This window comes from Stenotrophomonas genospecies 5, assembly GCF_054473825.1.
Genome location: NZ_JBTMUW010000001.1, coordinates 532,999 through 559,302, shown reverse-complemented (window position 1 = coordinate 559,302; position 26,304 = coordinate 532,999). Strand labels below are relative to the sequence as shown.

Sequence of the window (26,304 nt, the reverse complement as noted above, 5' to 3'; positions counted from 1 at the left end):
ATGCCGCCTGCAAGGGCGGCATTCCCGTTCCGGCTGCGCCGGACCTGCACGCACGCGCCGCGCGTTACTGCTGCAACGGAATCACGCGGATTTCAACACGGCGGTTCTTGGCACGGCCGGCATCGGTGCTGTTGTCGGCAATCGGGTACGCCTTGCCGGCGCCCAGCGTTTCGATACGCACGCTCTGCACGCCCTGCCCGATCAGGTACTGGGCGACCGAATCGGCGCGCTCCTTGGACAGGCGGTTGTTGACCGCATCGCTGCCGATGCTGTCGGTATGGCCGACCACTTCGATCATGGTCTGGTTGTAATCACGCAGGGTGCCGGCCACGCCGTTGAGCGCGCCGTAGAACTGCGGCTTCAGTGCCGACTTGCCGAAATCGAAGGTGATGCCGTCGGGCAGGTTCAGCATGATGTTGTCGCCCTGGCGCTGCACATCGATGCCGGTGTTGGCAGTGCGCTCGCGCAGCGCGCGTTCCTGGCGATCCTGGTACTGGCCCACGGCCGCGCCACTGAGCGCGCCGATGCCTGCACCGATCAGCGCGTGCTGGCGGCGCTCGGTCGCACTGTCGCCGCTGAGCAGGCCGGCGGCCACGCCAATGGCGGTACCGATCAGCGCGTTGCGACCGGTCCGGTTCTGCTGCTCGGTCGGGTTGCCGTACTGATCGCTCTGCACGTAGGAACCGCCGGTGGCGCAGGCCGACAGGACGGCCGCGCTCATCAGGGCCAGTGCGACATTGCGGGTGGTGTTGCGGATCATGATGGTCTCCTTGGTTTCCGGTCGGGCCGGCGGCTTGCGGGCCGCCCAGAGGATAAACAGCAGGACGCGATGCCGGGATGATGAACACGCCGCTCGACAGGCCCTTGTTCAGCTAGCTGTCTGGAACCCCGCGACGGCGCTTTACCCCGCTCCCGACTGGCGGTAGGCGGCGAGCGCTGCATCCCGGCCGGCGGCCAGATCCACCAGGGGGCTGCGCGGATACTCCGGCGCGTGCTCGGCCAGCCACTGCGGATGCTGCCACGGCGCGAAGCGCGCCTTCACCGGCAGCGCCGCCAGTTCCGGTACCCAGCGGGTGATGTAGCGCGCCTGAGGATCGAACTTTTCGGCCTGGGTGATCGGATTGAACACCCGGAAGTAAGGCGCTGCATCCGCACCGGTACCGGCCACCCACTGCCAGCCCATCGTGTTGTTGGCCAGGTCGGCATCGACCAGTGTGTCCCAGAACCAGCGTGCGCCATGCAGCCAGTGCGCGCGCAGGTGCTTGCACAGGTAGCTGGCGACGATCATCCGCACCCGGTTGTGCATGTAGCCGGTATGCCACAGCTCGCGCAGGCCGGCATCCACGATCGGTACACCGGTGTTGCCGCGCTGCCAGTCATGCAGCTGGCCGGCGCTGGGCGTGGCCCACGGAAAGCGGTCGAAGCGCGGGTTGAGGTTGCCGGTGGGGGTCTCCGGAAAGTGATGCAGCAGGTGGTAGGCGAAGTCACGCCAGCCCAGTTGCCGCAGGTAGCCATCGATGTCGGCGTCGGTACCGGCGCTGCGCAGCCCTTCCAGCGCATGGGCGATGCGCCAGGGCGCGATCTCGCCGAAGTGCAGGTGCGGTGACAGCCGCGAGGTGCCGACCCGGTCCGGCAGGTCGCGCTGCGCGCGATAGCCTCGCAGCGCGCCGTCCTCGAACACCGAAAGCGCCTCCAGCGCGCCGGCCTCTCCCGGCTGCCAGTGCTCCCAGAAGCCCTCGTCCCAGCCGAGCGCCGGTGCCAGCCCGAGCGCCTGCAGCGACTCGCCTTCGACGGCATGCGCTGCCAGTGCCGCGGGCGCCGCCTGCAGCCCGGGCAGGCGCCAGCGACTGAGCACGTTGCGCCAGTAGGGGGTGAACACCTTGTACGGCTGCCCCTGCTGGGTGGCGATATCCCAGGGCTCGAACAGCAGACTGCCGTTGCAGCTCTGCGCATCGATGCCCTGCTCGCGCAGCGTGCGCTTGATGGAGGCATCACGTGGCTGGGTGGCGGGCTCGTACTTGCGGTTCCAGTACACCGCCGTGGCACCGGTCCGTGCGATCAGTGCCTGCAGCACCGGCAGGCTGTCGCCGATCTGCAGCACCAGGGAAGAACCGCGGCCACGCAGATCCGCATCCAGCGCGGCGAGCGAGCGATGACTCCACGCGTTGGATGCCGCTCCCGGCGCCCACTCGCCTTCTTCGTGCGGCGCGTGGATGTACACAGGGACCACATCGTGCCCCGCATCCAGTGCGGCCTGCAGGGCCGGATTGTCCTGCAGCCGCAGGTCGCGACGGAACCAGACCAACGCTACCGACACGTGCACCGCCTTTGCTGTGGAAGGCGGCCATGATAGCCAGCACAGGTGAAGACCGCGCAGGGGCGCAACGCCGTCCGCAGCCGGACTATTTCCCGGCGTCGAAACGCTGCATGGCTTCGCGGATCAGCGTACGCGCCTCGGCCGCGTTGCCCCAGCCCTGCAGCTGCACCGGGTTGCGTCCGGCTGGCAGATCCTTGTACACGCGGAAGAACGCCTCGATGCGCTGCCGCTCGATCTCCGGCAGATCGGCCAGATCGCGGACGCCTGCATAGCTCGGATCAACCTTGTCGGTCGGCACGCCGATGACCTTCTCGTCATGTTCGCCGCCATCGATCATCTTCAGATAGCCGATCGGGCGGAAGCGGATGATCACGCCGGGGTGCAGGGGTTCACGGGTCAGTACCAGCGCGTCCAGTGGATCGTTGTCACCCGCCAGCGTGCGCGGCATCGAACCATAGTTGGCCGGATAGGCCACCGGCATCGACTGGAAGCGGTCGACGTGGACCAGCCCGTCGTCCTTGATCTCATACTTGGTGAAGCTGCCAGCGGGAATTTCCACGGCCAGGTTCACCTCCTGCGGTGCCTGCTGCGGCTGGGCCGCCAGGAACGGATGCAGCACCGCATCAGCGGCGGCCACCGCACCGGCCAGCAACAGCAGAGCGGCACCGATGGCAGCAAGAGGAACGATGCGTCGGGGCATGGTCATCGGCGTCTCCTTATTCCCAGCAACGGTCGGCGCGACCCTTGGCAGTCTGCGCGCGCGGGCAGTCGCGTGGCGTGATGCGGCCGTCGGTCAGCTCCGTGCGCTGCTTGCGCCCGCTGGCGTCGCGGCGCAGCTCGAAAGCATCGTACAGCTGCCCGGTCACCGTGCGCGCCTCATAGCGCAGGTGCTGCGGATCGATGCGCAGCACCTGGAACAGCTGGGTGTCCTCGGCCACCGGGGCCATCGTCCTTCGGGCTTCATCGGAAAGACGGTACTGCTTCGGTCCCGCCACGGTCACCACGTACTGTGGTGTGGCGGCCTGTCCTTCGCCACGGCGGCCATAGGTGTGGTCGTGCCCCTGCAGCACCAGATCCACCTGGTGACGACGCACCACCGGCAGCAGCACGTCACGCAATGCGGCGTTCTCGCGGCCTTCGCGCGGCGAGTAGAACGGCTGGTGCAGCATTACGATGGTCCACGGCTGCGGATTGCCGGACAGCACCTTGTCCAGCCAGTGTGCCTGGGCCTGGGCGGTGCCGAGATCGAGTGCCGAGGTTCCATCAAGCACGGCCACGCGCACGCCCTGCGCATCGAACCAGTAGCTGGTCTGCTGCGCGGCAGGGGCGCCATTGCCCGGCAGTGCGAAGGTCACCGGCCAGTGCCGGCCCAGTACGCGGCGTTCCTGCGGGGTGTCCTCGAACTCCTCGAAATACTCGTGATTTCCGATGGCAGGCGCCACCAGTGTTTCCTGCGCCAGCCAGCCGGCGGCGGCGAACCATTCACCCCATTCACTGTCGTCCACACCGTCGCCGCCGCTGACCAGGTCACCCGCGAACAGGCTCAGGCGAGCGTCCGGTGCCGCCTTCTGCGCGGCCCGGACCACGCGGCTGACGTGACTGAGATTCTTGTTCTGGGTATCGCCGAAGTACAGCAGCGTCAGCGGCTGCCCGGCGGTGGCCAGCGTGCGCAGCTGGTTCCATGCACTCCAGCCTGCCCTGCCCTGCACACGGTAGATGTATGCGGTATCCGGCTGCAGGCCATCGATGTCAACGCGGTGATGGTGCGACAGGCCGTTCTCGGTCTGCAGCGCCCGCGTGGTCGCGCGCAGCGCGCGAATGCCTTCGATGGCCGGCGAATCGCCGGCACGCGCGATCTCCAGCAGTGGCGCCTGTACGCTGCCATCCGTGCGCCAGGCCACGGCGAATCCGTGGCTGGGGTCGGCCGAGGGCGAGGCAACGATACGATCCGGCAGTGGCGATGCCGCATAGTGGCGGCTGCCCGCCGGCACCTGCGTGTTGGGTTCGACCGCCGCGGTGACCAGCAGAGGCAGGGCCAGCAGCAGGCTGGCGACGAACGCGCGCGTGCTGTGCCGCCTCATGCGCCACACTCCAGCGGCAGCGCCAGCTGCCTGGCAATGCTTTCCCAGTCAAAGGCGACCACGCCCTGATCGTCATGCACCGCATACAGCGCACCGTGCGGGAACCGCGTGCTGGGCTGCTGCATCAGCCAGATGCCATCGGTATTGGCCACGGTATTGCCCTGGAAGGCACCGACCGGCTTCAGCGTGTGCCGATCGAACAGATGGAACACGCTGCGCTGCTTGCCCTGCTCGGTGGTGATCCACCAGCCGTCCTTGCCGCAGGTCCGCAGGGTCACCCCTTCGGCCTGCGCCTTGAACACGTCACGGCCGAAGGTGGTGCCGGTGAAGCGGCCTGCCAGCGTATAGACCTTGAACTCGCTGGCGTAGCTCTCATCCTCTTCGGCAATCAGCAGACGGTCGTTGTCCGGATCGCCCCAGATCGATTCGACCACGCGCAGCGCACCGGCCTCACTGGTGTCGCCGATGTCGGCGATGCGCTTCGCGTCGATCTTCGCGCCGTCGCGGGAAACGTGGTACTGGCGCACGCGCTTGTCCAGTTCCGCCAGCGGCGGCAGGATGTCGCGGCCCTGTGCGTCCTCGCCGTTGTCCCAGGAGTCCGTGACGTAGACGCTGTAGCCGTCCGCCCTGCGATCGACCCACAGCCCATAGGGCTTGCGCAGATCTTCGGCAGCGAACGTCGCCAGTGGTATGAAGTCCGGCAGGGACAGGACCTGGACCCGGTGATTGTCGCGTTCCACGATCCACAGCAGGTCGTCGGTCACGGCGATGCCATTGGGGCGATCGAACTGTCCCAGGCCGGTACCGGTGGCACCGACGTTGCGCAGGTGACGGCCGGTGCTGCCGTCATACACCACCAGTTTGTCGGTGGCCTTGGCGGTGGCGATCAGCCAGATCTGCCCGTCCGGCGTGCGCCAGGTTGCGGGCGAATCGATGTTGTCGGCGGGCGTGAGTGGCGAGACGAACGCCTCGGCAACGGTGGCCACCGTGCGCGCCGGAGGCGTCGGCGACGCCGCATGTGCCGCCGGCGCGCGGTCGGCCGCTGGCGTGCAGCCCACGACCAGCGCGGTTGCGATCGCTGCCACGAGCACCGGAACGTGCCGCCCCATCACAGCGCCACCTTCAGGCCCAACGCATAGGTGCGGCCATATTCTTCCATCTGCAGCGTGCGCGAGCGCGTGCCCTGGTACAGCTCCAACGGCTTGTCCAGCAGGTTCTGCGCCTCGAAGTACAGGCTGACGCGCGGGCTGAAGCGATAATCCAGCGAGAAGTCGAGCTGCGTGTTGGGTGCCACGTAGATGTCGAATGCACGGCCCTTGCCGATGCTGTCCAGATATTCGCTGCGGTACACCGCAGCCAAGCGGGTGCTCAGGCCATATTTCTCGTAGCCGACGTGCGCGCTGTACACGTGCTTGGAGGCACGCGGCAGCGTGAAGTCCTCGCCGGCACGGTCCGCGATGCCGGCATCGAATTCGGTATCCAGCCAGGTGCCGCTGGCCCCGACCAGAAGACCGTCGAAGCCTGCCGGCAGGAAGGCCAGCTGCTGCTGCCAGTTGAACTCGGCGCCGCGTACCGTGGCCTTGCGGCCATTGATCGGCTGGGTCACGTCGAAGCCGTCGTAGTCCGGATCATTCGTACGCACGGTTTCCACGATATAGCCGTCGATGGACTTGTGGAACAGGCCAAGCGAAACGATGCCGGTGCTGCCGATGTACTTTTCCAACGACAGGTCGATGTTCTTCGACTCGTACGGATCCAGCTCGGGATTGCCCAGCCGCACTTCCTCGTCGCCGCGGCTGTAGCCCACACGGGGCGAAACGTCGCCGAAGGACGGGCGCGAGACGGTCTTGTTGGCCGAGGCGCGTAGCACCCAGTCATCGGCTGCGTCGTAGCGCAGATGCAGGCCCGGCAGCACATTGGTGTAGCTGGTGTTGGCCACGCGCGGGGTGACGGTGAAGCTGCGCCCGTTGGCCGCCACCTCGACCTGGTTGCCCACCGCCCTGAAACGGGTGTTCTCCACGCGTGCGCCGCCGATGATGCGCAGCGCGCCGATATCCCAGGTCCCCATCGCATAGCTGGCGAAGATGTCTTCGCTGGCCACATAGTCCTCTTCCAGCGATGCCAGGGCATTGGCGCCGGCATCCTGCGGCCGGGCGCTGTACTGGCTGCCATTGGCCGCCCAGTAGGCCCGCATCGCCGCCGAATCCATGCCATCGCCCAGGTTGCCATGGCGATGCTCGGGGGCCGACGTGGTCCAGCTCGACAGTGCCACCTTCGGGCCCACCCGCAGCTCACGCTCGTCGGTATTGACATCGCGGTCGCGCCAGCGGCCCAGCAGGCCGAACTTCAGGCTGCTGCTGTCGCCGTCGAAGCGTACGTTGACCTGCGCGCTGTGCTCCTTGTCGTTGACCTGCTTGGGCGAAAGCACGATGCGGTCGAAGGCGTAGTTGCCGTTGTCCAGCCACTGCGGGTTGTCGAAACTGTAGGTCGGCAGCCGGCTGCGCTGGTCCAGGGTGCCGTTGAAGTCATCACCATCCAGTGTGAACCGCGCCTCCATCTCGTCGTTCACCCGCTCCTCGGTGCGGGTGTAGCCGATACGGTAATCGACCACCGCGCTGGTCAGCCGGTTCTCGCCACCGAGGCTGGCTGCGAAGGTGTTCTCTTTCTTGGTGCGGTAACGCATGCGCTTGTCGATCGCATCGCCCGGCATGTCATCCAGCCGGTACTGGTCGGTGCCGGTGCGCACCATGTCGGCATCGTCGAAATTGAAGATCACCCGCTGGCGGGTCTCGGCATCGTCGAACTGGCTGTACAACGTGCGCAGGTAGTACTTGCTGTCTTCATTCGGGCGCCAGTCCAGGTTGAGGTTGGCGCCGATGCGCTTGCGCTCGATCTCGTACTTGCGGTGCTGCAGGTTGATCGCGGTGACATCCCCCGGTGCAGCATCATCCTCGCCGTCGTACTCCACTTCGGTGTTGTCCGATTCAAACCTGCGCTTCTGGTAGTTCACGCCCAGCGCGATGCCGAACGTATCGGCGAACACTTCGCTGTAGTTGAAGGCGGCCTTCGGGCTGGTTTCGCCCGAGAGCTGCTGGTGGCTGCCCTCGATCTTGGCACGCAGGCTGCGCCCGTCGCGATCGAATGCCGAGGCCGATTCGACCAGGACCGCACCGCCGATCGCGTCGCCGGGCATGTCCGGGGTCGGCGACTTGACTACGCGCAGCCGCTCGGTGGAGTCGGAGGGAATGACATCCAGCGGTGCAGCGCGGCTGGAGTCCTCCGGCGTACCCACGGCGATTCCATCGACGCTGACGCTGTTGAGGTTGGCGTCCAGGCCCCGGATGACCACGAAACGGCCTTCGCCCTGGTCGCGGGTGACGCTGATGCCGGGTAGACGCTGCAGCGATTCGGCCACGTTCTTGTCCGGATACTGGCCGAGGGCGTCGGAAGACACGGCATCTTCAATCGCGTCGCTGCTGCGCTTCAGATCGACCGCGCGGATCTGCGATTCGAGCTGCGCACGCACCTCGACGCGGTCCAGGTCGATCGCATCGACGGCCGCTGCCCCCGTGGCGGCGACCGTCTGCTGGGCGGCGGCCTGCAGCGGAGCGCTGGCCCCCATCGCCAGGGTCAGCGTGATGGCAACGGCCAACGGAGTCTTGATATGCACTGGGAATCCCCATTCCTGTTAAGAATGGGTCTGGACGGTATGTCCGCAAGGTTGCATGGCCATGACAGACGCCCTCGCTCCGCGCCCGCTGGCTGCGCTCCGTTTGGGGTTCCGTACCCCGATCCGGCAGAATGATCGCCTCTCCCTTCCCCCCTTTCCGACCATGAAGATCGTCGAAGTGCGCCACCCGCTGGTGCAGCACAAGATCGGCCTGATGCGCAACGCCGCGCTCAGCACCAAGGATTTCCGCGAACTGGCCAACGAGCTGGGCACGCTGCTGGCCTATGAGGCCACCGCTGACCTGGACACCGAGCCGCACACCCTGCCCGGCTGGGCCGGTCCGGTGACCGTGCAGCGCATCGCTGGCGCCAAGATCACCGTAGTGCCGATCCTGCGGGCCGGCCTGGGCATGCTCAGCGGCGTACTGTCGCTGATCCCTGCCGCCCGCGTGAGTGTGGTCGGCCTGCAGCGCGATGAGGAAACCCTGCAGCCGGTGCCGTACTTCGAGCGCCTCACCGGGCGCCTGGAAGAGCGCGATGCGCTGATCCTGGACCCGATGCTGGCCACGGGCGGCACCCTGATCGCCACCATCGACATGCTCAAGCGGGCCGGTGCGCGACGCATCAAGGGCATTTTCCTGGTCGCCGCTCCGGAGGGCATCGACGCGGTCAAGGCAGCGCATCCGGATGTGGAGATCTACACGGCGGCAATCGACGCCCAGCTCAACGAAAAGGGCTACATCCTGCCGGGCCTCGGCGACGCGGGCGACCGCATCTTCGGCACCCGCGTCGGCTGACCGGTGCGACGGGGTCAGATCCCTTTCGCAGAAAGGGCTCCGACCCCGGCACTCACCCCAGCGCGCGCGCCTTCAGTTCACCCTGCTCGTGCAGGGTCACGAAACGCCCCTTGTCGTCGCGCCCCAGCTGGGCCAGTGCGACCTGCGGGTCGTGGGTAAAGAACAGATGCACGTTGCGCGCCAGCTTGTCCTCCAGGAACTGCCGCTTCTCGTCGATCAGCAGTTCCGCGTTGCGGTCATATCCCATGGTGATCGGCACGTGCACCCACGAGCGCCCCGGAATCAGGTCAGCGCAGAACACCACACCACCGCGCGCGACCTCGCCTGCATGCTCATGGCCGACGATCTCGGCCAGCATCAGCCCCGGCGTATGCCCATCGCTGTAGCTGAAACGCACGCTGCTCCCCAGCGCCCGGGAGAACTCGCCGTCGACCACTTCCAGGCGCCCACTGGCCTGCAGCAGCCCGGGCAGCTCCGGGATGAAACTGGCGCGGTCGCGCGGGTGCGGCTGAAGTGCGCGCTGCCAGTGCTGTGCACCGACCACATAGGTGGCATTGGGAAACAGCAGTTCGGGCTCGCGCCCCTCGCTCCATGCTGCCAGCAGGCCGCCGGCGTGGTCGAAGTGCAGGTGGCTGAGGACCACCACGTCGATGTCCTCGTGTTCGAAGCCCGCCTCACGCAGCGAATCGATCAGCACATGCTGGCTTTCCTGCACGCCATAGCGCTCGCGCATGCGCGGATCGAAGAACGCGCCGATACCGGTTTCAAACAGGACCGTCTTGCCTTCCAGCGGGCTGGCCAACAGCGCGCGGCATGCCAGCTCGATACGGTTCAGCTCATCCGGTGCCGCCCATTTTTCCCACAACGCACGGGGCGCGTTGCCGAACATCGCACCGCCGTCGAGGCGCTGCGAGTTACCACGAATCGACCAGAGTTTCATGCGCCGATTATCGTCGGCAGGCCGTTAAATAATCGCTAGAACGAAACTGCAGCGCCCTGCCGTTGCGGGCAGGACGCTGCGGTTCACCGTCGGCCGGATGGGACCGGCGAGCCCGGCCGTTACCTGCCGGGCACCACCTGGGCGCTGCCGACCGGGTTGCGCGGATCGCTGCCGCCGAACAACCGGTTGCTGCTGCGATCCCATTCCACCGTCTGCAGATTGCCCCAGACGTGGCTGGAGCCGCGACCACCGGCGGCGACATTCCCCGGCAGATCGATCTTGTGGCCCATCGCCTGCAGCTGCTTCACGGTGGCCGCGTCGAACGCGTTGTCTTCGGCCTCGATCAGGTCCGGCAGCCACTGGTGGTGGTAGCGCGGCAGCGCCGCGACCTGCTGCGCGTCCAGGCCGGCGTCGTAACCAAGGATGCCCAGCAGCACCATGGTGATGATGCGGCTGCCGCCGGGGGTGCCCAGCACCACGACCTTGTCGGCGTTCTCCATGAAGGTCGGCGTCATCGAGCTGAGCATGCGCTTGCCCGGCTTCGGTGCGTTGGCCTCGTAGCCCATCACGCCGAACGCATTGGGCGTGCCCGGCTTCAGCGCGAAATCATCCATCTCGTTGTTCAGCAGCACACCGGTGCCCTTGGGTATCAGGCCCGAGCCGTACAGCAGGTTGACGGTCTGGGTGGCGCCGACGCGGTTGCCATCACGGTCGATGATCGAGAAATGGGTGGTCTCGTCGTCCTCCAGTGGCGTCGGATTGCCCGACAGCAGGTCGCTGGGCGTGGCCTTCTCCGGATGGATGGTGGCACGCAGGCCCTGCGCGTAATCCTTGCTGGTCAGCACTTTCTGCGGGATCTGCACGAAGTCCGGATCGCCCAGGAAGAACGTGCGGTCGCGGTAGGCACGCCGCATCGATTCGACTACCAGATGGGCGCGGTGCGCCGGATCCATCTGCTTGATGTCCCAGCCTTCCAGGATCTGCAGCATGCTGGCCAGGGCGATGCCACCGGACGACGGCGGCGGCGCCGTGGTGATCTTCCAGCCGTTGTAGTCGAAGACGATCGGCTCGCGCTGCTTCACCCGGTAGCCGGCCAGCTCCTCGGCGGTCCAGCGGCCACCGGCCTGCTTCACCCCGGCCAGCAGCAGCTTGCCGGTCTGGCCCTTGTAGAAGCCATCGAAGCCACCCGCCGCCAGCCGCTCCAGCGTCTGCGCCAGTTCCGGCTGCCGGAACACATCACCGGTGGCGATCGGCCTGCCGTTGCGCAGGTACACCTCGCGGGTCCCGGGGTAACGCTCCATCACCTCGCGGCGCGAGGCATAGCCCTTGGCCATCCGCTCGTACACCGGGAAGCCCTCGCGGGCGATGCGGATGGCCGGTTGCAGCGAAACCGCCAGGGGCAGCCTGCCGTGCCGGGCCGAAAGCTCCACCAGCGCCGCAGGCAGGCCGGGGATACCCGCCGACCAGGCGCCGTTGACCGAGCGGTCGCGGTCCAGGTTGCCCTTCCCGTCGAGGAAGGCCTGCGGCGTGGCAGCAGCCGGCGCGGTCTCGCGCGCATCCAGCATCACGTCCTTGCCGGTGGCCGCGTCATGCAGCAGGAAGAAGCCGCCACCGCCCAGGCCGGAACTGATCGGCTCGACCACCGCCAGCGTCGAGGACACCGCCACCGCGGCGTCGAACGCGTTGCCTCCCTGCGCAAGGATGTCCACGCCGGCCTGGGTGGCCAGCGCGTGGCCGCTGGCAATGGCAGCGCCATCGGGACGTTCGGCACGGGCCGGCGCATCGGCCCAGGCAAGCGGGCTCAGCAACAGGCCGAGCAGCAACACGGGACGGGCGAGCAGCGTCTTCATTCGGATGGGGGCTCCGCGTAGAGTTCGGGATGATCGTGCTGCAGCCGGCGCAGTTTGGCCAGCAGCTGGTCTTCCGTTTCCACGATCTCCGGGTCCGGATCGATGCATTCGACCGGGCAGACGACCACGCACTGTGGCTCGTCGAAATGGCCCACGCACTCGGTACAACGGGCGGGGTCGATCACGTAGATGGTTTCACCCATCGCAATGGCCTGGTTCGGGCAGGCCGGCTCGCAGACGTCGCAGTTGACGCAGAGCTCATTGATTTTCAGCGACATGGCGATACTCCTCGCCCGCGCCTTGGGACAAAGGACCGGCCAGCGCGGGCGCGCGGGCCGGTCAGGTCATCGGTGGCGCCCGCTACAGGCGCCACCCGGGCCACGTTGCAACGTGGCCGCCACGGCTCGGTCTTACTTGGCTTCGACGAAAATGTACTCGGCACCGGTCGGCTGCACGGCCGCCTGCACGCGGGCGTTGTCGGCCGACTGGCCGATGAAGACGACGCGCACGCCCTTCATCGAATCCGGCGACACGTCCTTGAACACGGCCTGGATCATGTCCGCCATCTTGCCCGAGGCCGACGAACCGAAGGCCAGCATGTTGCCCGGCTGCACGCCACGGGCCACGGCCTGGGTCGCGCTCTCGGTCTGGCGCTCGTACTTGGCCTGGAAGTCCGGGTCCGATTCCGGCGAGAGGTAGTACAGGAACGGGCTGTTGGAGATATTGCCCATGTTCTGGATGGCGACTTCCTGCAGGTACTTCTTCCAGCCTGCGTCGTCGTCCTTGGACGGGGCGACCAGCGCCTGCTTGGCTTCGTCGACCGGAGCGGCCTCTTCCTTCTTGCAGGCGGTGAAGGCCAGGGCCAACGAGGCGATCAGCATCGCGCGCATGGTGGTGTTCATGGTTTCCTCCCGGAATGGTGCGTGGTGTTGTACGTAAGGGGTGCGGGTACGGCGGGGCTTATGACTGGGTCGATTTCGCCTCGCGGACCCTGCGCAGGGCTTCAAGCACCGCGGCCGGCACGAAGCCGGACACGTCGCCGCCCAGGCGCGCGATCTCGCGGACCAGCGAAGACGAAATGAAGCTGTGCTGCTCGGCCGGCGTCAGGAACAGGGTCTCGACTTCCGGGATCAGGTGGCGGTTCATGCTCGCCATCTGGAACTCGTATTCAAAGTCCGACACCGCGCGCAGGCCGCGCAGCAGGACCCCGCCCTGGACGGAGCGTACGAAATGGGCCAGCAGGGTATCGAACCCGCAGACCTCGACGTTGCCATGGTGGCCCAGGGCATCCCGGGCCAGCTGCACGCGCAGTTCCAGCGGCAGGGTCGGCCCCTTGGACGGGCTCTGCGCCACGCCGACCACGACCTTTTCAAACAGCGGTGCGGCCCGGTTCACCAGGTCGATATGACCGTTGGTGATCGGATCGAACGTGCCGGGGTAGACGGCAATGCGGCGGTTGGCCACGGTCATGGGCGGTTGCAGATGTTCAGATGAAGTCAAAGTGTAGCAGCGGCGCGGCGGTACAGGGCAAAGCGCACCTCACGGGTGCCGCCCTCGCGGTGCAGCAGCCAGTCCGGCGGCAGCACCGGGACGTGACCGGCCGGCGACTCCAGGTAGAGCCAGGCGTCGGCTGCCAGATGCCGCGGCAGCTGGGCCAGCACGTCCTGCCAGAGGCCATCGGCGAACGGCGGGTCGATGAACACCAGATCCGCCTGCTGCGCGGGAGCGCCCTGCAACCAGCGCAGGGCATCGGCCTGGACCACGGTGATCTGCGCGCTGGCCTGCAGCTTGGCGACGGCGGCCGACAGATTGCGGCCGAGCTGGGCATCGCGCTCGACCAGGGTGGCGTGAGCGGCACCGCGCGAGACGGCTTCCAGACCCAGCGCGCCGCTGCCGGCAAACAGGTCCAGCACGCGGGCCCCGGCCAGTCGGGGCATCAGCCAGTTGAACAGGGTCTCGCGCACACGGTCACTGCTGGGCCGCAGGCCCGGCAGGTTCGGCACCGGCAGGCGGGTATTGCGCCAGCGCCCGCCGATGATGCGAACCTGGCCGTCATTGCCTCCACGGCCGCTCATCGGGGCCACCGGCGAAGGGTGTTCGAGAATTTCAGCATGAGCGGGATTGTAGTTCGGCCGGGCGGCGCCCGGCACCCGCAGAAGCCAGAGCAGCGGCTGGAGCAACGGCAAAGGCTGGTTTCCTGGGGGTTGGCGGGGTGGGTCAGGTTGTGGGGGACGCCGTGAACCCATCCCTGGGGGCTTGGCCGCGGCATCCATGCCGCGGACGCCCCCACAACCTGATCCACCCCACCTTCGACCGTTTCCTGCGATCTGTCGGAACGGCTCTTGGGGTCAGATCCGTTTTCCTGTGGAAAACGGATCTGACCCTGGCTTGGATCTCGAGATCTGAGAGATTTCATCCACGCACGGCGTGGATCTACTGGCCACCGGCCAACTGTCGAAGGCGGGGCACTGTGGGTTCGCGGGGTGTGAGCCGCATGGATGCGGCGACCAAGCCTCCATGGACGGATTCACGGCGCCCCCGCGAACCCACAGTGCCCCGCCATCCCACGGAGTGCCCGCTCTTGCTTTGGCTCTGGCCTCTGCGGGTGCAGGGCGCCGCCCTGCCCGACCAACCCCCTTGATTTCGGGACAATCACCCCTACCCCTTGGCGAGGCCGCACGCGCTGGCGCGGCATTGCACACGGAGCCCTATCGATGACCGAGACGACCCAGACCGAAACCCTTGGCTTCCAGACCGAAGTCAAGCAGCTGCTGCAGCTGATGATCCACTCGCTGTACTCCAACAAGGAGATCTTCCTGCGCGAGCTGGTGTCCAATGCCGCCGACGCGGCCGACAAGCTGCGCTTCGAGGCGCTGACCCAGCCGTCCCTGCTGGAAGACGACAGCGACCTGCGCGTGCGCGTCAGTTTCGACCCGGCCGCCCACACCATCACCATCGAGGACAACGGCATCGGCATGAGCCGCGCCGAGGCCATCGCCCACCTCGGCACCATTGCCAAGTCCGGCACCGGCGACTTCCTGCGCCAGCTGTCCGGCGACCAGAAGAAGGACTCGCAGCTGATCGGCCAGTTCGGTGTCGGCTTCTACAGCGCGTTCATCGTCGCCGACGAAGTCGAAGTCACCTCGCGGCGGGCCGGCCTGGCCAGCAGCGAAGGCGTGCGCTGGACCTCGCGCGGCGAAGGCGACTTCGATGTCGCGACCCTCGACAAGCCCGAGCGCGGCACCCGCATCGTGCTGCACCTGAAGGACGGCGAACACGACTTTGCCGATGGCTGGCGCCTGCGCAGCATCCTCAAGAAGTACTCCGACCACATCGGCCTGCCGATCCAGATGCCGAAGGAAGGGGGTGAAGAGGGCGCGGCGGTCGAATGGGAAACCGTCAACCGTGCCAGCGCGCTGTGGACCCGTCCGCGCACCGAGATCAGCGACGCCGAGTACAGCGAGTTCTACAAGCACGTGGCACACGACCACAGCGATCCGCTGGCGTGGAGCCACAACAAGGTCGAAGGCAAGCTGGAGTACACCTCGCTGCTGTACGTGCCGGGCCGTGCACCATTCGATCTGTATCACCGCGATGCGCCCAAGGGCCTGAAGCTGTATGTCCAGCGCGTGTTCGTGATGGACCAGGCCGAGCAGTTCCTGCCGCTGTACCTGCGCTTCATCAAGGGCGTGGTCGATTCCAACGACCTGTCGCTGAACGTCTCGCGCGAGATCCTGCAGTCCGGCCCGGTCATCGATTCGATGAAGGCCGCGCTGACCAAGCGCTCGCTGGACATGCTGGAGAAGCTGGCAACCGACAAGCCCGAGCAGTACGCCACGTTCTGGAAGGAATTCGGCCAGGTGCTGAAGGAAGGACCGGCCGAGGACTACAACAACCGCGAGAAGGTGGCCGGCCTGCTGCGCTTCGCCTCCACCCGTGGCGAGGGCGATGCCCAGACCGTCTCGCTGGCCGACTACATCGGTCGCATGGCCGAAGGCCAGGACAAGATCTACTACCTGACCGGCGAGAGCTACAGCCAGGTCCGCAACAGCCCGCACCTGGAAGTGTTCCGCAAGAAGGGCGTGGAAGTGCTGCTGCTGACCGACCGCATCGACGAATGGCTGATGGGTTACCTGACCGACTTCGACGGCAAGGGCTTTGTCGACATCGCCCGTGGCGACCTCGACCTCGGCGCGCTGGAGACCGAGTCGGACAAGCAGGAACAGGAAGCGGCGGCCAAGGACAAGCAGGCCCTGATCGAGCGGCTGAAGGCGGTGCTCGGCGACGACGTGGCCGAAGTCCGCGTGTCGCACCGGCTGACCGATTCGCCAGCGGTGCTGGCCATCGGCGAACAGGATCTGGGGCTGCAGATGCGCCAGATCCTGGAAGCCAGCGGCCAGAAGGTGCCTGACAGCAAGCCGGTGCTGGAGATCAATCCGGGGCACCCGTTGATCGCCAAGCTCGATGGCGAGGCCGATGGTGATCGTTTCGATGATCTCGGCCGCGTGCTGTTCGACCAGGCCGCGCTCGCGGCCGGCGACAGCCTGAAGGACCCGGGCGCCTACGTTGCGCGCCTGAACAAGCTGCTGCTGGAACTGTCGGCCTGACACGCTGGGTGGTCGCCGGGCATGGCCCGGCGCTGCCCGGCGCTGGCTGTCATCTACCAGGCCGGGCTGCTCAGGCCCGGCGATCCAGCAGCGACCCCAGCATCTGGTCCTGGCGGCGGACCAGCGAAGCGTTGGCGGCGAAGGCCACCACCTCCGCGTTTGCCGCCAGCAGATCAGCCAGCGGCGCGGCGGGATCGGCGCCGGCAGCGGTCACCCGGGTCTGCACCCCACCCTGCTCCACCGCCGCGCGCTGCAACTGCAGGCGCGGTGCATCGGCTGTCGCCAGGTTGGCCACGTTGTGCGCGGCCACCTGCACGCCTTGCCCTGCTGCCCGCATGCCGCTCCAGGCCGTTGCCATCACGTTGTCCATGGCGGTCTCCAGGCCAGTCGGTGCAGCCCTCCGAAGCCATTAGCGGCTGCCCGGCCGCGACCTTGAGTCCACATCGGGCAGACGGGCCCGGGTGGTAGCATATCCCTCTGATTTCAGCGCCTTTTGCCAATGCTCAGTTTTTTCCGCCGCAAGAAGCCCCAGGACGCCGCCACACCGGACGCGCCCAAGACCCAGCACTACTCGGCTGAAGAGCTGGCGGCGGCATTCCCGTCGGCCGCGCCCGTCGAGGACACCACGGTCGTAGCCGACGCCCCGCCAGCCGTGGCTCCGGCTGAGGCGGTGCCCGTCCCGGCGCCGCCCGCCGCTGCCCCGGCGTCCCCGCCGCCGCCGGCAGCGACCGAACGCGTCCTGGCACCGGAAGACTTCGAGGCCGAGGCACGTGCCGCCGCAGCCGTGCTCGCCCCGCTGGCTCCGGTGATCCCCGCACAGCAGCCCTCCGCACCGGCCGCCGACCTGCCGGTGCTGGTGGATGCCGCCCCGGCCCCCGCCGGCAAGTCCGGCTGGCGCGAACGCCTGCGCAACAGCGTCATCGCGCGCAGCTTTGGCGGCCTGTTCTCGCGCAATCCCAAGCTCGACGATGACCTGCTGGACGAACTGGAAACCGCGCTGATCACCGCCGATGTCGGCGTCGGTGCGACCACCGAGCTGGTCGAAGGCCTGCGCAGACGCATGAAGGCACGTGAGTTCGCCGATGCCAACGCACTGCTGGGCGCACTGCGTGCCGACCTGATCGCGATCCTGCAGCCGGTCGCCAGGCCACTGGTGATCGATCGCAACGCCAGGCCCTTCGTGGTGCTGACCGTTGGCGTCAACGGTGTCGGCAAGACCACCACCATCGGCAAGCTGGCCAAGCGCTTCAAGGACGACGGGCACAGCCTGATGCTGGCCGCCGGCGATACCTTCCGTGCCGCTGCCGTGGCCCAGCTGCAGGCCTGGGGCGAGCGCAACGGCGTGGCCGTGGTGGCCCAGGGCCAGAACGCCGACGCCGCCTCGGTGGCCTACGACGCGCTGCAGGCCGGCAAGGCGCGCGGCACGTCGGTGCTGATTGCCGATACCGCCGGCCGCCTGCATACCCAGTCCGGCCTGATGAACGAGCTGGGCAAGATCCGTCGTGTGCTCGGCAAGATCGATCCCGCTGCGCCGCACGAGGTGCTGATGGTGATCGACGGCACCACCGGCCAGAACGCGCTGTCGCAGCTGCGCCAGTTCAACGCCGCGGTGAACGTGACCGGCCTGGTGGTGACCAAGCTGGACGGCACCGCAAAGGGCGGCGTGGTGTTCGCACTGGCCCGCGAGTTCGGCATTCCGATCCGTTTCGCCGGCATCGGTGAACGCCCGGAAGATCTGCGTGAATTCGATCCGGAAGCCTTCGTCGACGCGCTGCTGCCCGAAGCGCTTGGCAGTGCCTGAGGCCACCGTCGTGCCCGCGGGCGACCCGTTCGTCGCCCGCCTGCTGCACTGGTTCGACGACCACGGCCGCCACGACCTGCCCTGGCAGCATCCGCGCAGCCCCTATAGGGTCTGGTTGTCGGAGATCATGCTGCAGCAGACCCAGGTGGCCACGGTCATCCCCTACTTCCAGCGGTTCCTGCAGCATTTCCCGACCCTGCCCGCGCTGGCCGCGGCCAGCAACGATGCAGTGATGGCGCAGTGGGCCGGGCTGGGCTACTACGCCCGTGCGCGCAACCTGCATGCGGCGGCCCAGCGCTGCGTGGAACTGCATGACGGCGAACTGCCGCGTGATTTCGACGCGCTGCATGCGCTGCCCGGCATCGGCCGCAGCACCGCAGGCGCGATCCTCAGCCAGGCCTGGAACGACCGGTTTCCGATCCTCGACGGCAACGTCAAGCGCGTGCTCAGCCGGTATCACGGCATCGAAGGCTTCCCCGGCCTGCCAGCCATCGAAAGGCAGTTGTGGGCCATCGCCGAAGCGCACGCGGCCCAGGTGCCGGATGGCCGGATGGCCGACTACACGCAGGCGCAGATGGACCTCGGTGCCACCGTGTGCAGCCGCGCCAGGCCCGCCTGCGTGATCTGCCCGCAGCAGCAGGACTGCGTGGCGCGCCGCGAAGGCCGGACCGCCGAGCTGCCCACGCCGAAGCCCGGCAAGGCCCTGCCCGAACGCGAAGCCGTGGCCCTGCTGCTGCGCGATGCCCAGCAGCGCGTGCTGCTGCAGAAGCGACCGGAGACCGGCATCTGGGCGCAACTGTGGACCCTGCCGCAGGCCGACGCCGGTGAAGCGCTGCAGGACTGGTTCGATGCACACGTGGACGGCTCGCTGGAAGATGCCGACGAGCTGCCGGTGCTGCAGCACACCTTCAGCCACTACAGGCTGCACCTGCAGATCCTGTCGCGACAGGTACGCGGCCTGCGCGTGGAAGAATCCTCGCTGCGCTGGGTCACCGCCGACGAACTGCCGGCGCTGGGCTTGCCGGCTCCCATCCGCAAGCTGCTCGATGGCACTGCGATCAAACCGCCACGACGCAGATCCAAGAAACCCCGCAACCACGAGTGAGTGCCATGCCCCGAACCGTCTTCTGCCAGTACGAACAACGCGATGCCGAGGGCCTGGACTTCGTGCCCTATCCGGGCGAACTGGGCCAGCGCATCTTCAACCACATCGGCAAACAGGCCTGGGCGGCATGGCTGGCGCACCAGACCATGCTGATCAACGAGAACCGCCTGTCACCGCGCGACCCGAAGCATCGCGCGTTCCTGGAAGGGGAACTGGTCAAGTTCCTGTTCGAGAAGGACGCGGAGAAGCCCGCCGGCTTCGTCCCGGAAGCCTGATCCGGAGATGGCGCCGGCCTAGTTCGCCGGCTCCTCGCGCTCCTGCACCTGCGCCTGCCGCAGCTCCTGTTCCGAAGCACGCAGCGCCTTCACGTCAAGCTTGCGGATGCTGCTGATGAAGCACGGCAGGCGCGGGCCTCCGGTCGGGTCCCGGACCAGCACCTTGTCGAAGCGGGCCGACACGCGGTTCATGCGGCTGGTCAGGCCAATGGCGGTCGCAAACGACAGATCCTGGCAGGGGCCGTTCAATTCCAGCAGGTAGGCCTCGCTGGGCCGGGTCCATACCGCCAGTGCACTGTCGCCCAGTTCGGTCCAGCCGTTGAGGCTGCCGAAGAACTGCATGTCATTCTGCGGTGCGCCGGCGTGCGCCCGGTACAGGTCCAGCCGCTCGGCACTGCTCAGGCGGCCGGTGGTCGCACACGCGGCCAGGGCAAGGCAGAGCCCTGCGATCACAAGCGGGGTCTTCATGTCGATCTCCACGGGGAACCGGGGCCATCATGCGCCTGCCCGGGTATGGGCGGCGAGAATCCCGGCGCCACCGTTCAGGCGCCGGGAGGTGCACGTTGCCGGCCGCTCAGACGCCGGCGTGGGCCAGCTCGTGCAGGCGCCCTTCGCGCAGTTCCAGCACCCGGTCCAGGCGCCGCGCCAGACCGCGGTCGTGGGTGACCAGCACCAGGCTGGTATGGCGGGCACGATTGAGTTCGAGCATCAGGTCGAACACGGTGCCGGCCGTGCGATCGTCCAGGTTTCCGGTCGGCTCGTCGCCCAGCACGCAGGCCGGATGATTCACCAGCGCGCGCGCCACCGCCGCACGCTGGCGCTCGCCACCGGAAAGCTCACCCGGTTTGTGGTCCAGGCGATGGCCCAGCCCGACCGACTCCAGCAGCAAGGTTGCGCGCGCGGCCGCCTCCTCCACTTCAGGACGACCACGGACGAAGGCGGTGGCCCCGTTGACGATGCTGGCCAGCGCCGTCCCCACCACGCCCAGGCCGGCGAACATCGCCCGCTGTGACATCGGCGAATGCGAGCGGGACAGCAGCAGCGGCATCATCACGTTTTCCAGCGCAGTGAATTCCGGCAGCAGGTGATGGAACTGGTAGACAAAGCCCAGCGCCTGGTTGCGCAGCAGGCCACGCGCGGTATCCGACAGCGCCGACATGCGTTGACCGGCCACGTACACCTCGCCGGCACTGGGTACGTCCAGTCCCCCCAGCAGGTGCAGCAGCGTGCTCTTGCCTGCACCGGACGCGCCGATGATGGCCACGGTTTCACCCGCGGTGACGGTCAGGTTCAGGCCGTCGAATACCGGGGTCTGCATGCGCCCTTCGGCATAGATCTTGCCGAGGTGCTCGGCGCGGATCACCTCCTGGCCGCGGTCAAAGGCTTCATTCATAGCGCAGGGCCTCCGCCGGCTGGGTGCGTGCCGCCCGCCAGGCGGGATACAGGGTGGCCAGGAAGCTCATCAGCAGTGCGACCACGGTGATCACCACCACGTCGCCGGTCTGCATGTCCGTCGGCAGGCCGGTGATGTAGTACACGTCTTCCGGCAGCAGCTTGACGTTGAACACGCGCTCGATGGCACCGAGGATGCGTTCCAGGTTGAAGGTCAGGGTGATGCCGCCGATCAGTCCGGCCAGCGTGCCGAAGATGCCGATCAACGAGCCCTGCACCATGAACACCTGCATCACCCCGGCCGGGGTCAGGCCAAGCGTGCGCAGGATGGCGATGTCCGCCTGCTTGTCGGTGACCAGCATCACCTGCGAGGACACCAGATTGAACGCGCCCATGGCGATGATCAGCGACAGCAGGATGCCCATCACCACTTTCTCCATGCGCAGCGAGTGGTAGAGATTGGCGTTCTGCTGGGTCCAGTCACTCACGCGATAGGCGCCGCCGAGATTCTGCGCAAGGTCCACGCCGACTTCCAGCGAGCGGTCCATGTCGTGCAGCTTCAGGCGCACGCCGGTCGCGCCATCGGCGCGCAGTACGCGCTCGAGATCCTTCATGTTGGCGAAGCCGACGCCGCGGTCGACCTCGTTGTAGCCGGCCTCGAAAATACCGCTGACGGTGAAGCGTTTCATCCGCGGAACGGCGCCTGCAGGTGTGCCCTGCACTTCGGCGAAGGTCACCAGCACCTGGTCGCCGACATCGACGCCCAGCCAGATCGCCAGTTCCTTGCCCAGCAGCAGATTGAAACTGCCGGGCTTCAGGCTGTCGTAGCTGCCCTTGACCACCTTCTGGTCGATCACCGACACCTTCGGCTCCAGCGCCGGATCGATGCCCTGGATGATCGCACCCTGCACGCGCGGGCCGCTGATCATCGACTGGATCTCGATATAGGGTGCGGCGCCTGCCACGCGCGGGTCCTTGTTGGCCACGTCCACCACGCGCATCCAGTCCGGCATGGGCTCGCCGTCGCGACTGATGGTGGTGTGCGCCGTCATCTGCAGCAGGCGGCTGCGGATTTCCTTCTGGAAGCCGCTCATCACCGCCAGGGTGGTGATCAGCACCGTAACGCCGAGCGCGATGCCCAGGATCGATGCCATCGAAATGAAGGAGATGAAGCCGTTGCGGCGTTTGGCGCGCAGGTAGCGCAGGCCGATGGCCACGGGAATGGGTTTGAACATGCAGGCACGCCGGACGATTCAGCCTATGGTGCCATCGACCGGGCTCGACGGGAAACGGCGCGTGCGGCGACGGCCAGTCGCAGTTCACGTCGCTGCCCGGCATCGAGCACATCCGGCCAGAACAGCAGGCGCCGCTGCCGCCGCCCCTGGCGCCCATGCAGCAACAGCCACGGGCCGCGGATCACCAGCTGTGGAGCGTCCAGCGCCTGCCCCGCCACCTGCAGCGGAGCGGGCAACGCCGGCAGGCACACCCTCACCTTCGGCCGGCGCAGGCGCCAGAAGAGCTCGGCCAGGCCCAGCGCCCAGACCAGCAGTACGACGGGAACCAGGGCGTCTCGGGGCAGATCCGAAGCGCGCAGCAGCCAGGGGGCGGCGAGCAGTACCGCCAGATGGGCACCCGCCTGCAGCCGTGAAGGGCGCCACTCAAGGCTTGAGGGCGCGGATCCGGTCCATGAGCGGGATGGCGTGCGCATGCGGGCAGACCTCGTAGCCCATGAACCAGCGCCACAATTTATCGTCCTCACAGTCGAGCAGGAACAGGAAAACCTCGCGCTCTTCGGTCGGCGCAGTGCTCCATTCGCGGTCGAGATAACGCTCGAACAGCTGGTCCAGCTCGCGCATGCCACGCCGGCAGCGCCAGCGCAGCTTCTTCAGCAGGGTTTCTTCATCCATTGCAGGCCTCCAGATACAGCGAAGCCACGCATGGCGTGGCTCGGCTGGGGTGCGTGCGGCCGCCGTCGATGCGGCCGCATGCGGGATGGATCAGGCGCGACGCTCCATCATGAGCTTCTTGATCTCCGCAATCGCCAGCGCCGGGTTCAGGCCCTTCGGGCAGGTGCGGGCGCAGTTCATGATGGTGTGGCAGCGGTACAGCTTGAACGGATCTTCCAGATCGTCCAGGCGCGCACCGGTGTCCTCATCGCGCGAGTCGATGATCCAGCGGTAGGCCTGCAGCAGGATCGCCGGCCCCAGGTAACGCTCGCCGTTCCACCAGTAGCTCGGGCAGCTGGTCGAGCAGCAGGCGCACAGGATGCACTCGTACAGGCCATCGAGCTTCTTGCGGTCTTCCGGCGACTGCAGGCGCTCGCGATCCGGCGGCGCCGGGGTCTGCGTGCGGATCCACGGCTTGATCGAGGCGTACTGCGCGTAGAAGTGGGTCAGGTCCGGAACCAGATCCTTGACCACGTTCATGTGCGGCAGCGGGTAGATCGGCACTTCCTTCTTGCCGCAGTCCGCGATGGCGCGGGTGCAGGCCAGCGTGTTGGTGCCGTCGATGTTCATCGCGCACGAACCGCAGATGCCTTCGCGGCAGGAGCGACGGAAGGTCAGGGTCGGGTCGATCTCGTTCTTGATCTTGATCAGCGCGTCCAGGACCATCGGGCCGCAGGCGTCCAGATCGACCTCATAGGTATCGGTGCGCGGATTGCTGTCGTCATCCGGACTCCAGCGGTAGATCTTGAAGGTACGCACGTTCTTGCCGCCGTTCTTGACGGGGAAGTGCTGGCCCTTCGTGATCTTGGAATTCTTGGGGAGTGAAAACTCGGCCATGGCTGCTCTCGTTGGCTCAGGCGGCCCGCGCCCTCAAGGCGCGGATTGCATGGTAGGCGGGGTCGGATCAGTACACGCGCGGCTTCGGCGGCACCACGGACACGTCATCGGTCAACGTGTACATGTGCACCGGACGGTAGTCGAAGCTGCACTTGCCCTTCTCGTCGACGCTGACCAGGGTGTGCTTCTGCCAGTTGACGTCGTCGCGGTCCGGGAAGTCCTCGTGCGCATGCGCGCCGCGGCTTTCCTTGCGCTGTTCGGCCGAGTTGATCGTCGCCACCGCGTTGAGCAGCAGGTTGTTCAGCTCGTAGGTCTCGATCAGGTCCGAGTTCCACACCAGCGAACGGTCCGAGACCTTCACGTCCTGGAACGAATCGAAGATCTTGTCCATCTTCTCGCAGCCTTCCTTCAGCGTCTGGCTGGTGCGGAAGACGGCCGCGTCGGCCTGCATGGTGCGCTGCATGCGGTCGCGGATGACCGAGGTCGGGGTATCGCCGTTGGCGTGGCGCAGCTTGTCCAGCAGGCCCAGCGCCTTGTCGCAGGCATCGGCCGGCAGCGGCTTGTGCGCCGCGCCCGGCTTGATGGTCTCGGCACAGCGGTTGGCCACCGCGCGGCCGAACACCACCAGATCCAGCAGCGAGTTGGAGCCCAGGCGGTTGGCGCCGTGCACGGACACGCAGGCGGCTTCGCCGATGGCGTACAGGCCCGGCACCACGGCATCGGGGTTGTCGCCGACCTTGCGCACCACTTCACCGTGGTAGTTGGTCGGGATGCCACCCATGTTGTAGTGCACGGTCGGGATGACCGGGATCGGCTGCTTGTGCACGTCGACGCCGGCGAAGATGCGGGCGCTCTCGGCGATGCCCGGCAGCTTGTCATCGATCACGCCCGGGCCCAGGTGGGTCAGGTCGAGCAGGATGTGATCCTTGTGCTCGCCGACACCGCGGCCTTCGCGGATCTCGATGGTCATCGAACGGCTGACCACGTCGCGCGATGCCAGATCCTTGTAATGCGGTGCATAGCGCTCCATGAAGCGCTCGCCGCTGCTGTTGCGCAGGATGCCACCTTCACCGCGGACACCCTCGGTGATCAGGCAGCCGGCGCCGTAGATGCCGGTCGGGTGGAACTGCACGAACTCCATGTCCTGCATGGCGATGCCGGCACGCATGGCCAGGCCGCCACCGTCGCCGGTGCAGGTATGCGCGGAAGTTGCGCTGAAATAGGCTCGGCCGTAACCGCCGGTGGCCAGTACCACGCCCTGGGCGCGGAACAGGTGCAGCGTGCCGTCGGACATGTCCAGGGCCAGCACACCGCGGCAGACGCCTTCGTCGTCGAAGATCAGGTCGAGCGCGAAGTACTCGATCATGAAGCGCGCGTCGTGCTTCAGCGACTGCTGGTACAGCGTATGCAGCATCGCGTGGCCGGTACGGTCGGCCGCCGCGCAGGTGCGCTGCGCCGCCGGGCCTTCGCCGTACTTGGTGGTCATGCCACCGAACGGGCGCTGGTAGATCTTGCCTTCGGCGGTACGCGAGAACGGCACGCCGTAGTGCTCGAGCTCGATGATGGCCGGAATGGCCTCACGGCACATGTATTCGATGGCGTCCTGGTCGCCCAGCCAGTCCGACCCCTTGATGGTGTCGAAGAAGTGGTAACGCCAGTCGTCCTCACCCATGTTGCCGAGCGCGGCGGAGATACCGCCCTGGGCGGCGACGGTGTGCGAACGGGTCGGGAAGACCTTGGTCAGGCACACGGTCTGCAGGCCCTTGGCGGCCAGGCCGAACGTGGCACGCAGGCCGGCGCCGCCGGCGCCCACCACGACCATGTCGTACTTGTGTTCGGTGATCTTGTAAGCGGACATCTAGTCTGGATTCCTGTGTAGGTGCCTGGGCTCAGGCAACGCCGAGGGCGATGCGGCCCACCGCGAACACACTGACGATCATGCCGAGCACGGCGACGAACTTCACCGCGGTCTGCAGCACCAGGGCCAGCAGCGATTCGTGGATGTAATCTTCCAGCACGACCTGCATGCCGAGCTGTGCGTGCCAGAACATGGCGATCAGCAGGCCGATCAGCGGCACCGCGTTCCACGGCTTGGCGATGGCAGCAGTGGCGGTCGCGTAGTCGGAACCCAGCAGGCCCAGCACGAAGACCAGGAACCAGATCCCCAGCACCACCAGGGCGGCGGCGGTCAGGCGCTGGTGCACGAAGTGCTCGGTGCCGGTCTTGGCCGAACCCAGGCCACGCACGTTCTTCAGCGGAGTACGGAACTTGCTCACGCGGCACCTCCAAACATCACGTAGGCCCACACCAGCAGGGTGATCACCAGGCTGCCGATGACCGACAGCCAGCTGCTGCGGATGAAGGCGGGGATGCTGAAGCCGATGGCGAAGTCCTGCACCACATGGCGGATGCCATTGCACAGGTGATAGGCGAACGACCATGTCCACGCGAACAGGAACACGCGGCCATACCAGGCCCCGGCATGGCCGGTGAAGCAGTTCCACGAATCGGGCCCCATCATCAGGGCCAGCAGGCCCGCAGCGATGATGAGGGCACCAACAGACAGAAAGACGCCAGTGGCTCGATGCAGGATCGAGGTGGCCATCTGAATCTGCCAGCGATACACCTGAAGGTGCGGGGAAAGTGGGCGTTGTCTGGTCGCCATTCGCTGGGCTCGTTGTCTCGGC

Annotated in this window: 27 protein-coding genes; 5 read left to right on the top strand and 22 right to left on the bottom strand. The window is 67.0% G+C overall.

Annotated elements, in window-relative coordinates:
- Positions 1-64 precede the first annotated feature (64 nt).
- From ACX9OW_RS02760 to ACX9OW_RS02735, 6 genes are all read right to left on the bottom strand, one after another.
- Positions 65-760, bottom strand: coding sequence for an OmpA family protein (locus ACX9OW_RS02760; RefSeq protein ID WP_053517326.1), 696 nt, complete (start codon positions 758-760; stop codon positions 65-67).
- Between the two features lie 141 nt (positions 761-901).
- Positions 902-2,317, bottom strand: coding sequence for a cryptochrome/photolyase family protein (locus tag ACX9OW_RS02755; RefSeq protein ID WP_459061886.1), 1,416 nt, complete (start codon positions 2,315-2,317; stop codon positions 902-904).
- A gap of 85 nt (positions 2,318-2,402) precedes the next feature.
- Positions 2,403-3,023: an inorganic diphosphatase gene (locus ACX9OW_RS02750; protein ID WP_065174967.1), complete on the bottom strand. Its 621-nt coding sequence runs from the start codon at positions 3,021-3,023 to the stop codon at positions 2,403-2,405.
- 10 nt (positions 3,024-3,033) lie between these two features.
- The gene (locus ACX9OW_RS02745; protein WP_459061885.1) at positions 3,034-4,398 is read right to left on the bottom strand and encodes a purple acid phosphatase family protein; all 1,365 of its coding nucleotides are present in this window, start codon (positions 4,396-4,398) and stop codon (positions 3,034-3,036) included.
- Positions 4,395-5,507 carry a phytase gene (locus ACX9OW_RS02740; protein WP_459061884.1) on the bottom strand — a complete coding sequence of 371 codons (1,113 nt, stop codon included), beginning with the start codon at positions 5,505-5,507 and terminating at the stop codon, positions 4,395-4,397. The genes ACX9OW_RS02745 and ACX9OW_RS02740 overlap by 4 nt, the downstream gene beginning before the upstream one ends.
- Positions 5,507-8,020, bottom strand: a complete 2,514-nt coding sequence (locus ACX9OW_RS02735; RefSeq protein WP_459062458.1) for a TonB-dependent receptor — start codon at positions 8,018-8,020, stop codon at positions 5,507-5,509. The genes ACX9OW_RS02740 and ACX9OW_RS02735 overlap by 1 nt, the downstream gene beginning before the upstream one ends.
- A gap of 211 nt (positions 8,021-8,231) precedes the next feature.
- On the opposite strand from ACX9OW_RS02735, the gene upp reads away from it, so the two are divergent.
- Positions 8,232-8,864, top strand: a complete 633-nt coding sequence (gene upp / locus ACX9OW_RS02730; RefSeq protein ID WP_053517320.1) for a uracil phosphoribosyltransferase — start codon at positions 8,232-8,234, stop codon at positions 8,862-8,864.
- Positions 8,865-8,916: 52 nt separating this feature from the next.
- Here the strand turns inward: upp and ACX9OW_RS02725 are convergent, their stop codons facing one another.
- From ACX9OW_RS02725 to rsmD, 6 genes are all read right to left on the bottom strand, one after another.
- On the bottom strand, positions 8,917-9,804 hold the full coding sequence (locus ACX9OW_RS02725; protein ID WP_459061883.1) for an MBL fold metallo-hydrolase: 888 nt from the start codon (positions 9,802-9,804) through the stop codon (positions 8,917-8,919).
- Positions 9,805-9,923: 119 nt separating this feature from the next.
- The gene (ggt, locus tag ACX9OW_RS02720; protein WP_459061882.1) at positions 9,924-11,654 is read right to left on the bottom strand and encodes a gamma-glutamyltransferase; all 1,731 of its coding nucleotides are present in this window, start codon (positions 11,652-11,654) and stop codon (positions 9,924-9,926) included.
- The gene (locus tag ACX9OW_RS02715; protein WP_053517316.1) at positions 11,651-11,932 is read right to left on the bottom strand and encodes a YfhL family 4Fe-4S dicluster ferredoxin; all 282 of its coding nucleotides are present in this window, start codon (positions 11,930-11,932) and stop codon (positions 11,651-11,653) included. Before ACX9OW_RS02715 ends, ggt begins: the two co-directional genes overlap by 4 nt.
- Positions 11,933-12,064: 132 nt before the next feature.
- A complete protein-coding gene (locus ACX9OW_RS02710; protein WP_053517314.1) occupies positions 12,065-12,556 on the bottom strand; it encodes a hypothetical protein in 492 nt (163 codons plus the stop codon).
- Between the two features lie 58 nt (positions 12,557-12,614).
- Complete coding sequence (gene coaD / locus ACX9OW_RS02705) at positions 12,615-13,124, bottom strand: pantetheine-phosphate adenylyltransferase (RefSeq protein ID WP_053517312.1); 510 nt, start codon at positions 13,122-13,124, stop codon at positions 12,615-12,617.
- A gap of 26 nt (positions 13,125-13,150) precedes the next feature.
- Positions 13,151-13,729, bottom strand: a complete 579-nt coding sequence (rsmD, locus tag ACX9OW_RS02700) for a 16S rRNA (guanine(966)-N(2))-methyltransferase RsmD (protein ID WP_053517311.1) — start codon at positions 13,727-13,729, stop codon at positions 13,151-13,153.
- A 639-nt stretch (positions 13,730-14,368) separates the two neighbouring features.
- Here rsmD and htpG point away from each other — a divergent pair.
- Positions 14,369-16,261, top strand: coding sequence for a molecular chaperone HtpG (gene htpG / locus ACX9OW_RS02695; protein ID WP_053517309.1), 1,893 nt, complete (start codon positions 14,369-14,371; stop codon positions 16,259-16,261).
- 70 nt (positions 16,262-16,331) lie between these two features.
- Here the strand turns inward: htpG and ACX9OW_RS02690 are convergent, their stop codons facing one another.
- Positions 16,332-16,631 carry a hypothetical protein gene (locus tag ACX9OW_RS02690; RefSeq protein WP_128989068.1) on the bottom strand — a complete coding sequence of 100 codons (300 nt, stop codon included), beginning with the start codon at positions 16,629-16,631 and terminating at the stop codon, positions 16,332-16,334.
- 129 nt (positions 16,632-16,760) lie between these two features.
- On the opposite strand from ACX9OW_RS02690, the gene ftsY reads away from it, so the two are divergent.
- The 3 genes from ftsY to ACX9OW_RS02675 are packed head-to-tail and all read left to right on the top strand — an operon-like array spanning position 16,761 to position 19,442.
- Complete coding sequence (gene ftsY / locus ACX9OW_RS02685) at positions 16,761-18,062, top strand: signal recognition particle-docking protein FtsY (RefSeq protein ID WP_459061881.1); 1,302 nt, start codon at positions 16,761-16,763, stop codon at positions 18,060-18,062.
- Entirely contained in the window at positions 18,055-19,167 is a 1,113-nt protein-coding gene (gene mutY, locus ACX9OW_RS02680) for an A/G-specific adenine glycosylase (RefSeq protein WP_368866062.1), read from the top strand. Before ftsY ends, mutY begins: the two co-directional genes overlap by 8 nt.
- A gap of 5 nt (positions 19,168-19,172) precedes the next feature.
- Complete coding sequence (locus ACX9OW_RS02675) at positions 19,173-19,442, top strand: oxidative damage protection protein (RefSeq protein ID WP_053517303.1); 270 nt, start codon at positions 19,173-19,175, stop codon at positions 19,440-19,442.
- Positions 19,443-19,460: 18 nt separating this feature from the next.
- Here the strand turns inward: ACX9OW_RS02675 and ACX9OW_RS02670 are convergent, their stop codons facing one another.
- The 9 genes from ACX9OW_RS02670 to sdhC all read right to left on the bottom strand — a co-directional run bounded on the left by ACX9OW_RS02670 (position 19,461) and on the right by sdhC (position 26,282).
- Positions 19,461-19,910: a DUF6491 family protein gene (locus ACX9OW_RS02670; protein WP_053517332.1), complete on the bottom strand. Its 450-nt coding sequence runs from the start codon at positions 19,908-19,910 to the stop codon at positions 19,461-19,463.
- Between the two features lie 106 nt (positions 19,911-20,016).
- Positions 20,017-20,835, bottom strand: a complete 819-nt coding sequence (locus ACX9OW_RS02665; protein ID WP_459061880.1) for an ATP-binding cassette domain-containing protein — start codon at positions 20,833-20,835, stop codon at positions 20,017-20,019.
- Positions 20,828-22,069, bottom strand: coding sequence for a lipoprotein-releasing ABC transporter permease subunit (locus ACX9OW_RS02660; RefSeq protein WP_065174956.1), 1,242 nt, complete (start codon positions 22,067-22,069; stop codon positions 20,828-20,830). The genes ACX9OW_RS02665 and ACX9OW_RS02660 overlap by 8 nt, the downstream gene beginning before the upstream one ends.
- Positions 22,070-22,092: 23 nt before the next feature.
- Positions 22,093-22,542: a hypothetical protein gene (locus ACX9OW_RS02655; RefSeq protein ID WP_080375252.1), complete on the bottom strand. Its 450-nt coding sequence runs from the start codon at positions 22,540-22,542 to the stop codon at positions 22,093-22,095.
- Complete coding sequence (locus ACX9OW_RS02650) at positions 22,493-22,741, bottom strand: FAD assembly factor SdhE (RefSeq protein ID WP_312553291.1); 249 nt, start codon at positions 22,739-22,741, stop codon at positions 22,493-22,495. The genes ACX9OW_RS02655 and ACX9OW_RS02650 overlap by 50 nt, the downstream gene beginning before the upstream one ends.
- A gap of 90 nt (positions 22,742-22,831) precedes the next feature.
- Positions 22,832-23,617: a succinate dehydrogenase iron-sulfur subunit gene (locus ACX9OW_RS02645; RefSeq protein WP_053517298.1), complete on the bottom strand. Its 786-nt coding sequence runs from the start codon at positions 23,615-23,617 to the stop codon at positions 22,832-22,834.
- Positions 23,618-23,684: 67 nt separating this feature from the next.
- Positions 23,685-25,475: a succinate dehydrogenase flavoprotein subunit gene (gene sdhA / locus ACX9OW_RS02640; protein WP_053517296.1), complete on the bottom strand. Its 1,791-nt coding sequence runs from the start codon at positions 25,473-25,475 to the stop codon at positions 23,685-23,687.
- A gap of 31 nt (positions 25,476-25,506) precedes the next feature.
- Positions 25,507-25,893 carry a succinate dehydrogenase, hydrophobic membrane anchor protein gene (gene sdhD, locus ACX9OW_RS02635; protein ID WP_053517295.1) on the bottom strand — a complete coding sequence of 129 codons (387 nt, stop codon included), beginning with the start codon at positions 25,891-25,893 and terminating at the stop codon, positions 25,507-25,509.
- The gene (gene sdhC, locus ACX9OW_RS02630) at positions 25,890-26,282 is read right to left on the bottom strand and encodes a succinate dehydrogenase, cytochrome b556 subunit (RefSeq protein ID WP_004153151.1); all 393 of its coding nucleotides are present in this window, start codon (positions 26,280-26,282) and stop codon (positions 25,890-25,892) included. Before sdhC ends, sdhD begins: the two co-directional genes overlap by 4 nt.
- Positions 26,283-26,304 lie beyond the last annotated feature (22 nt).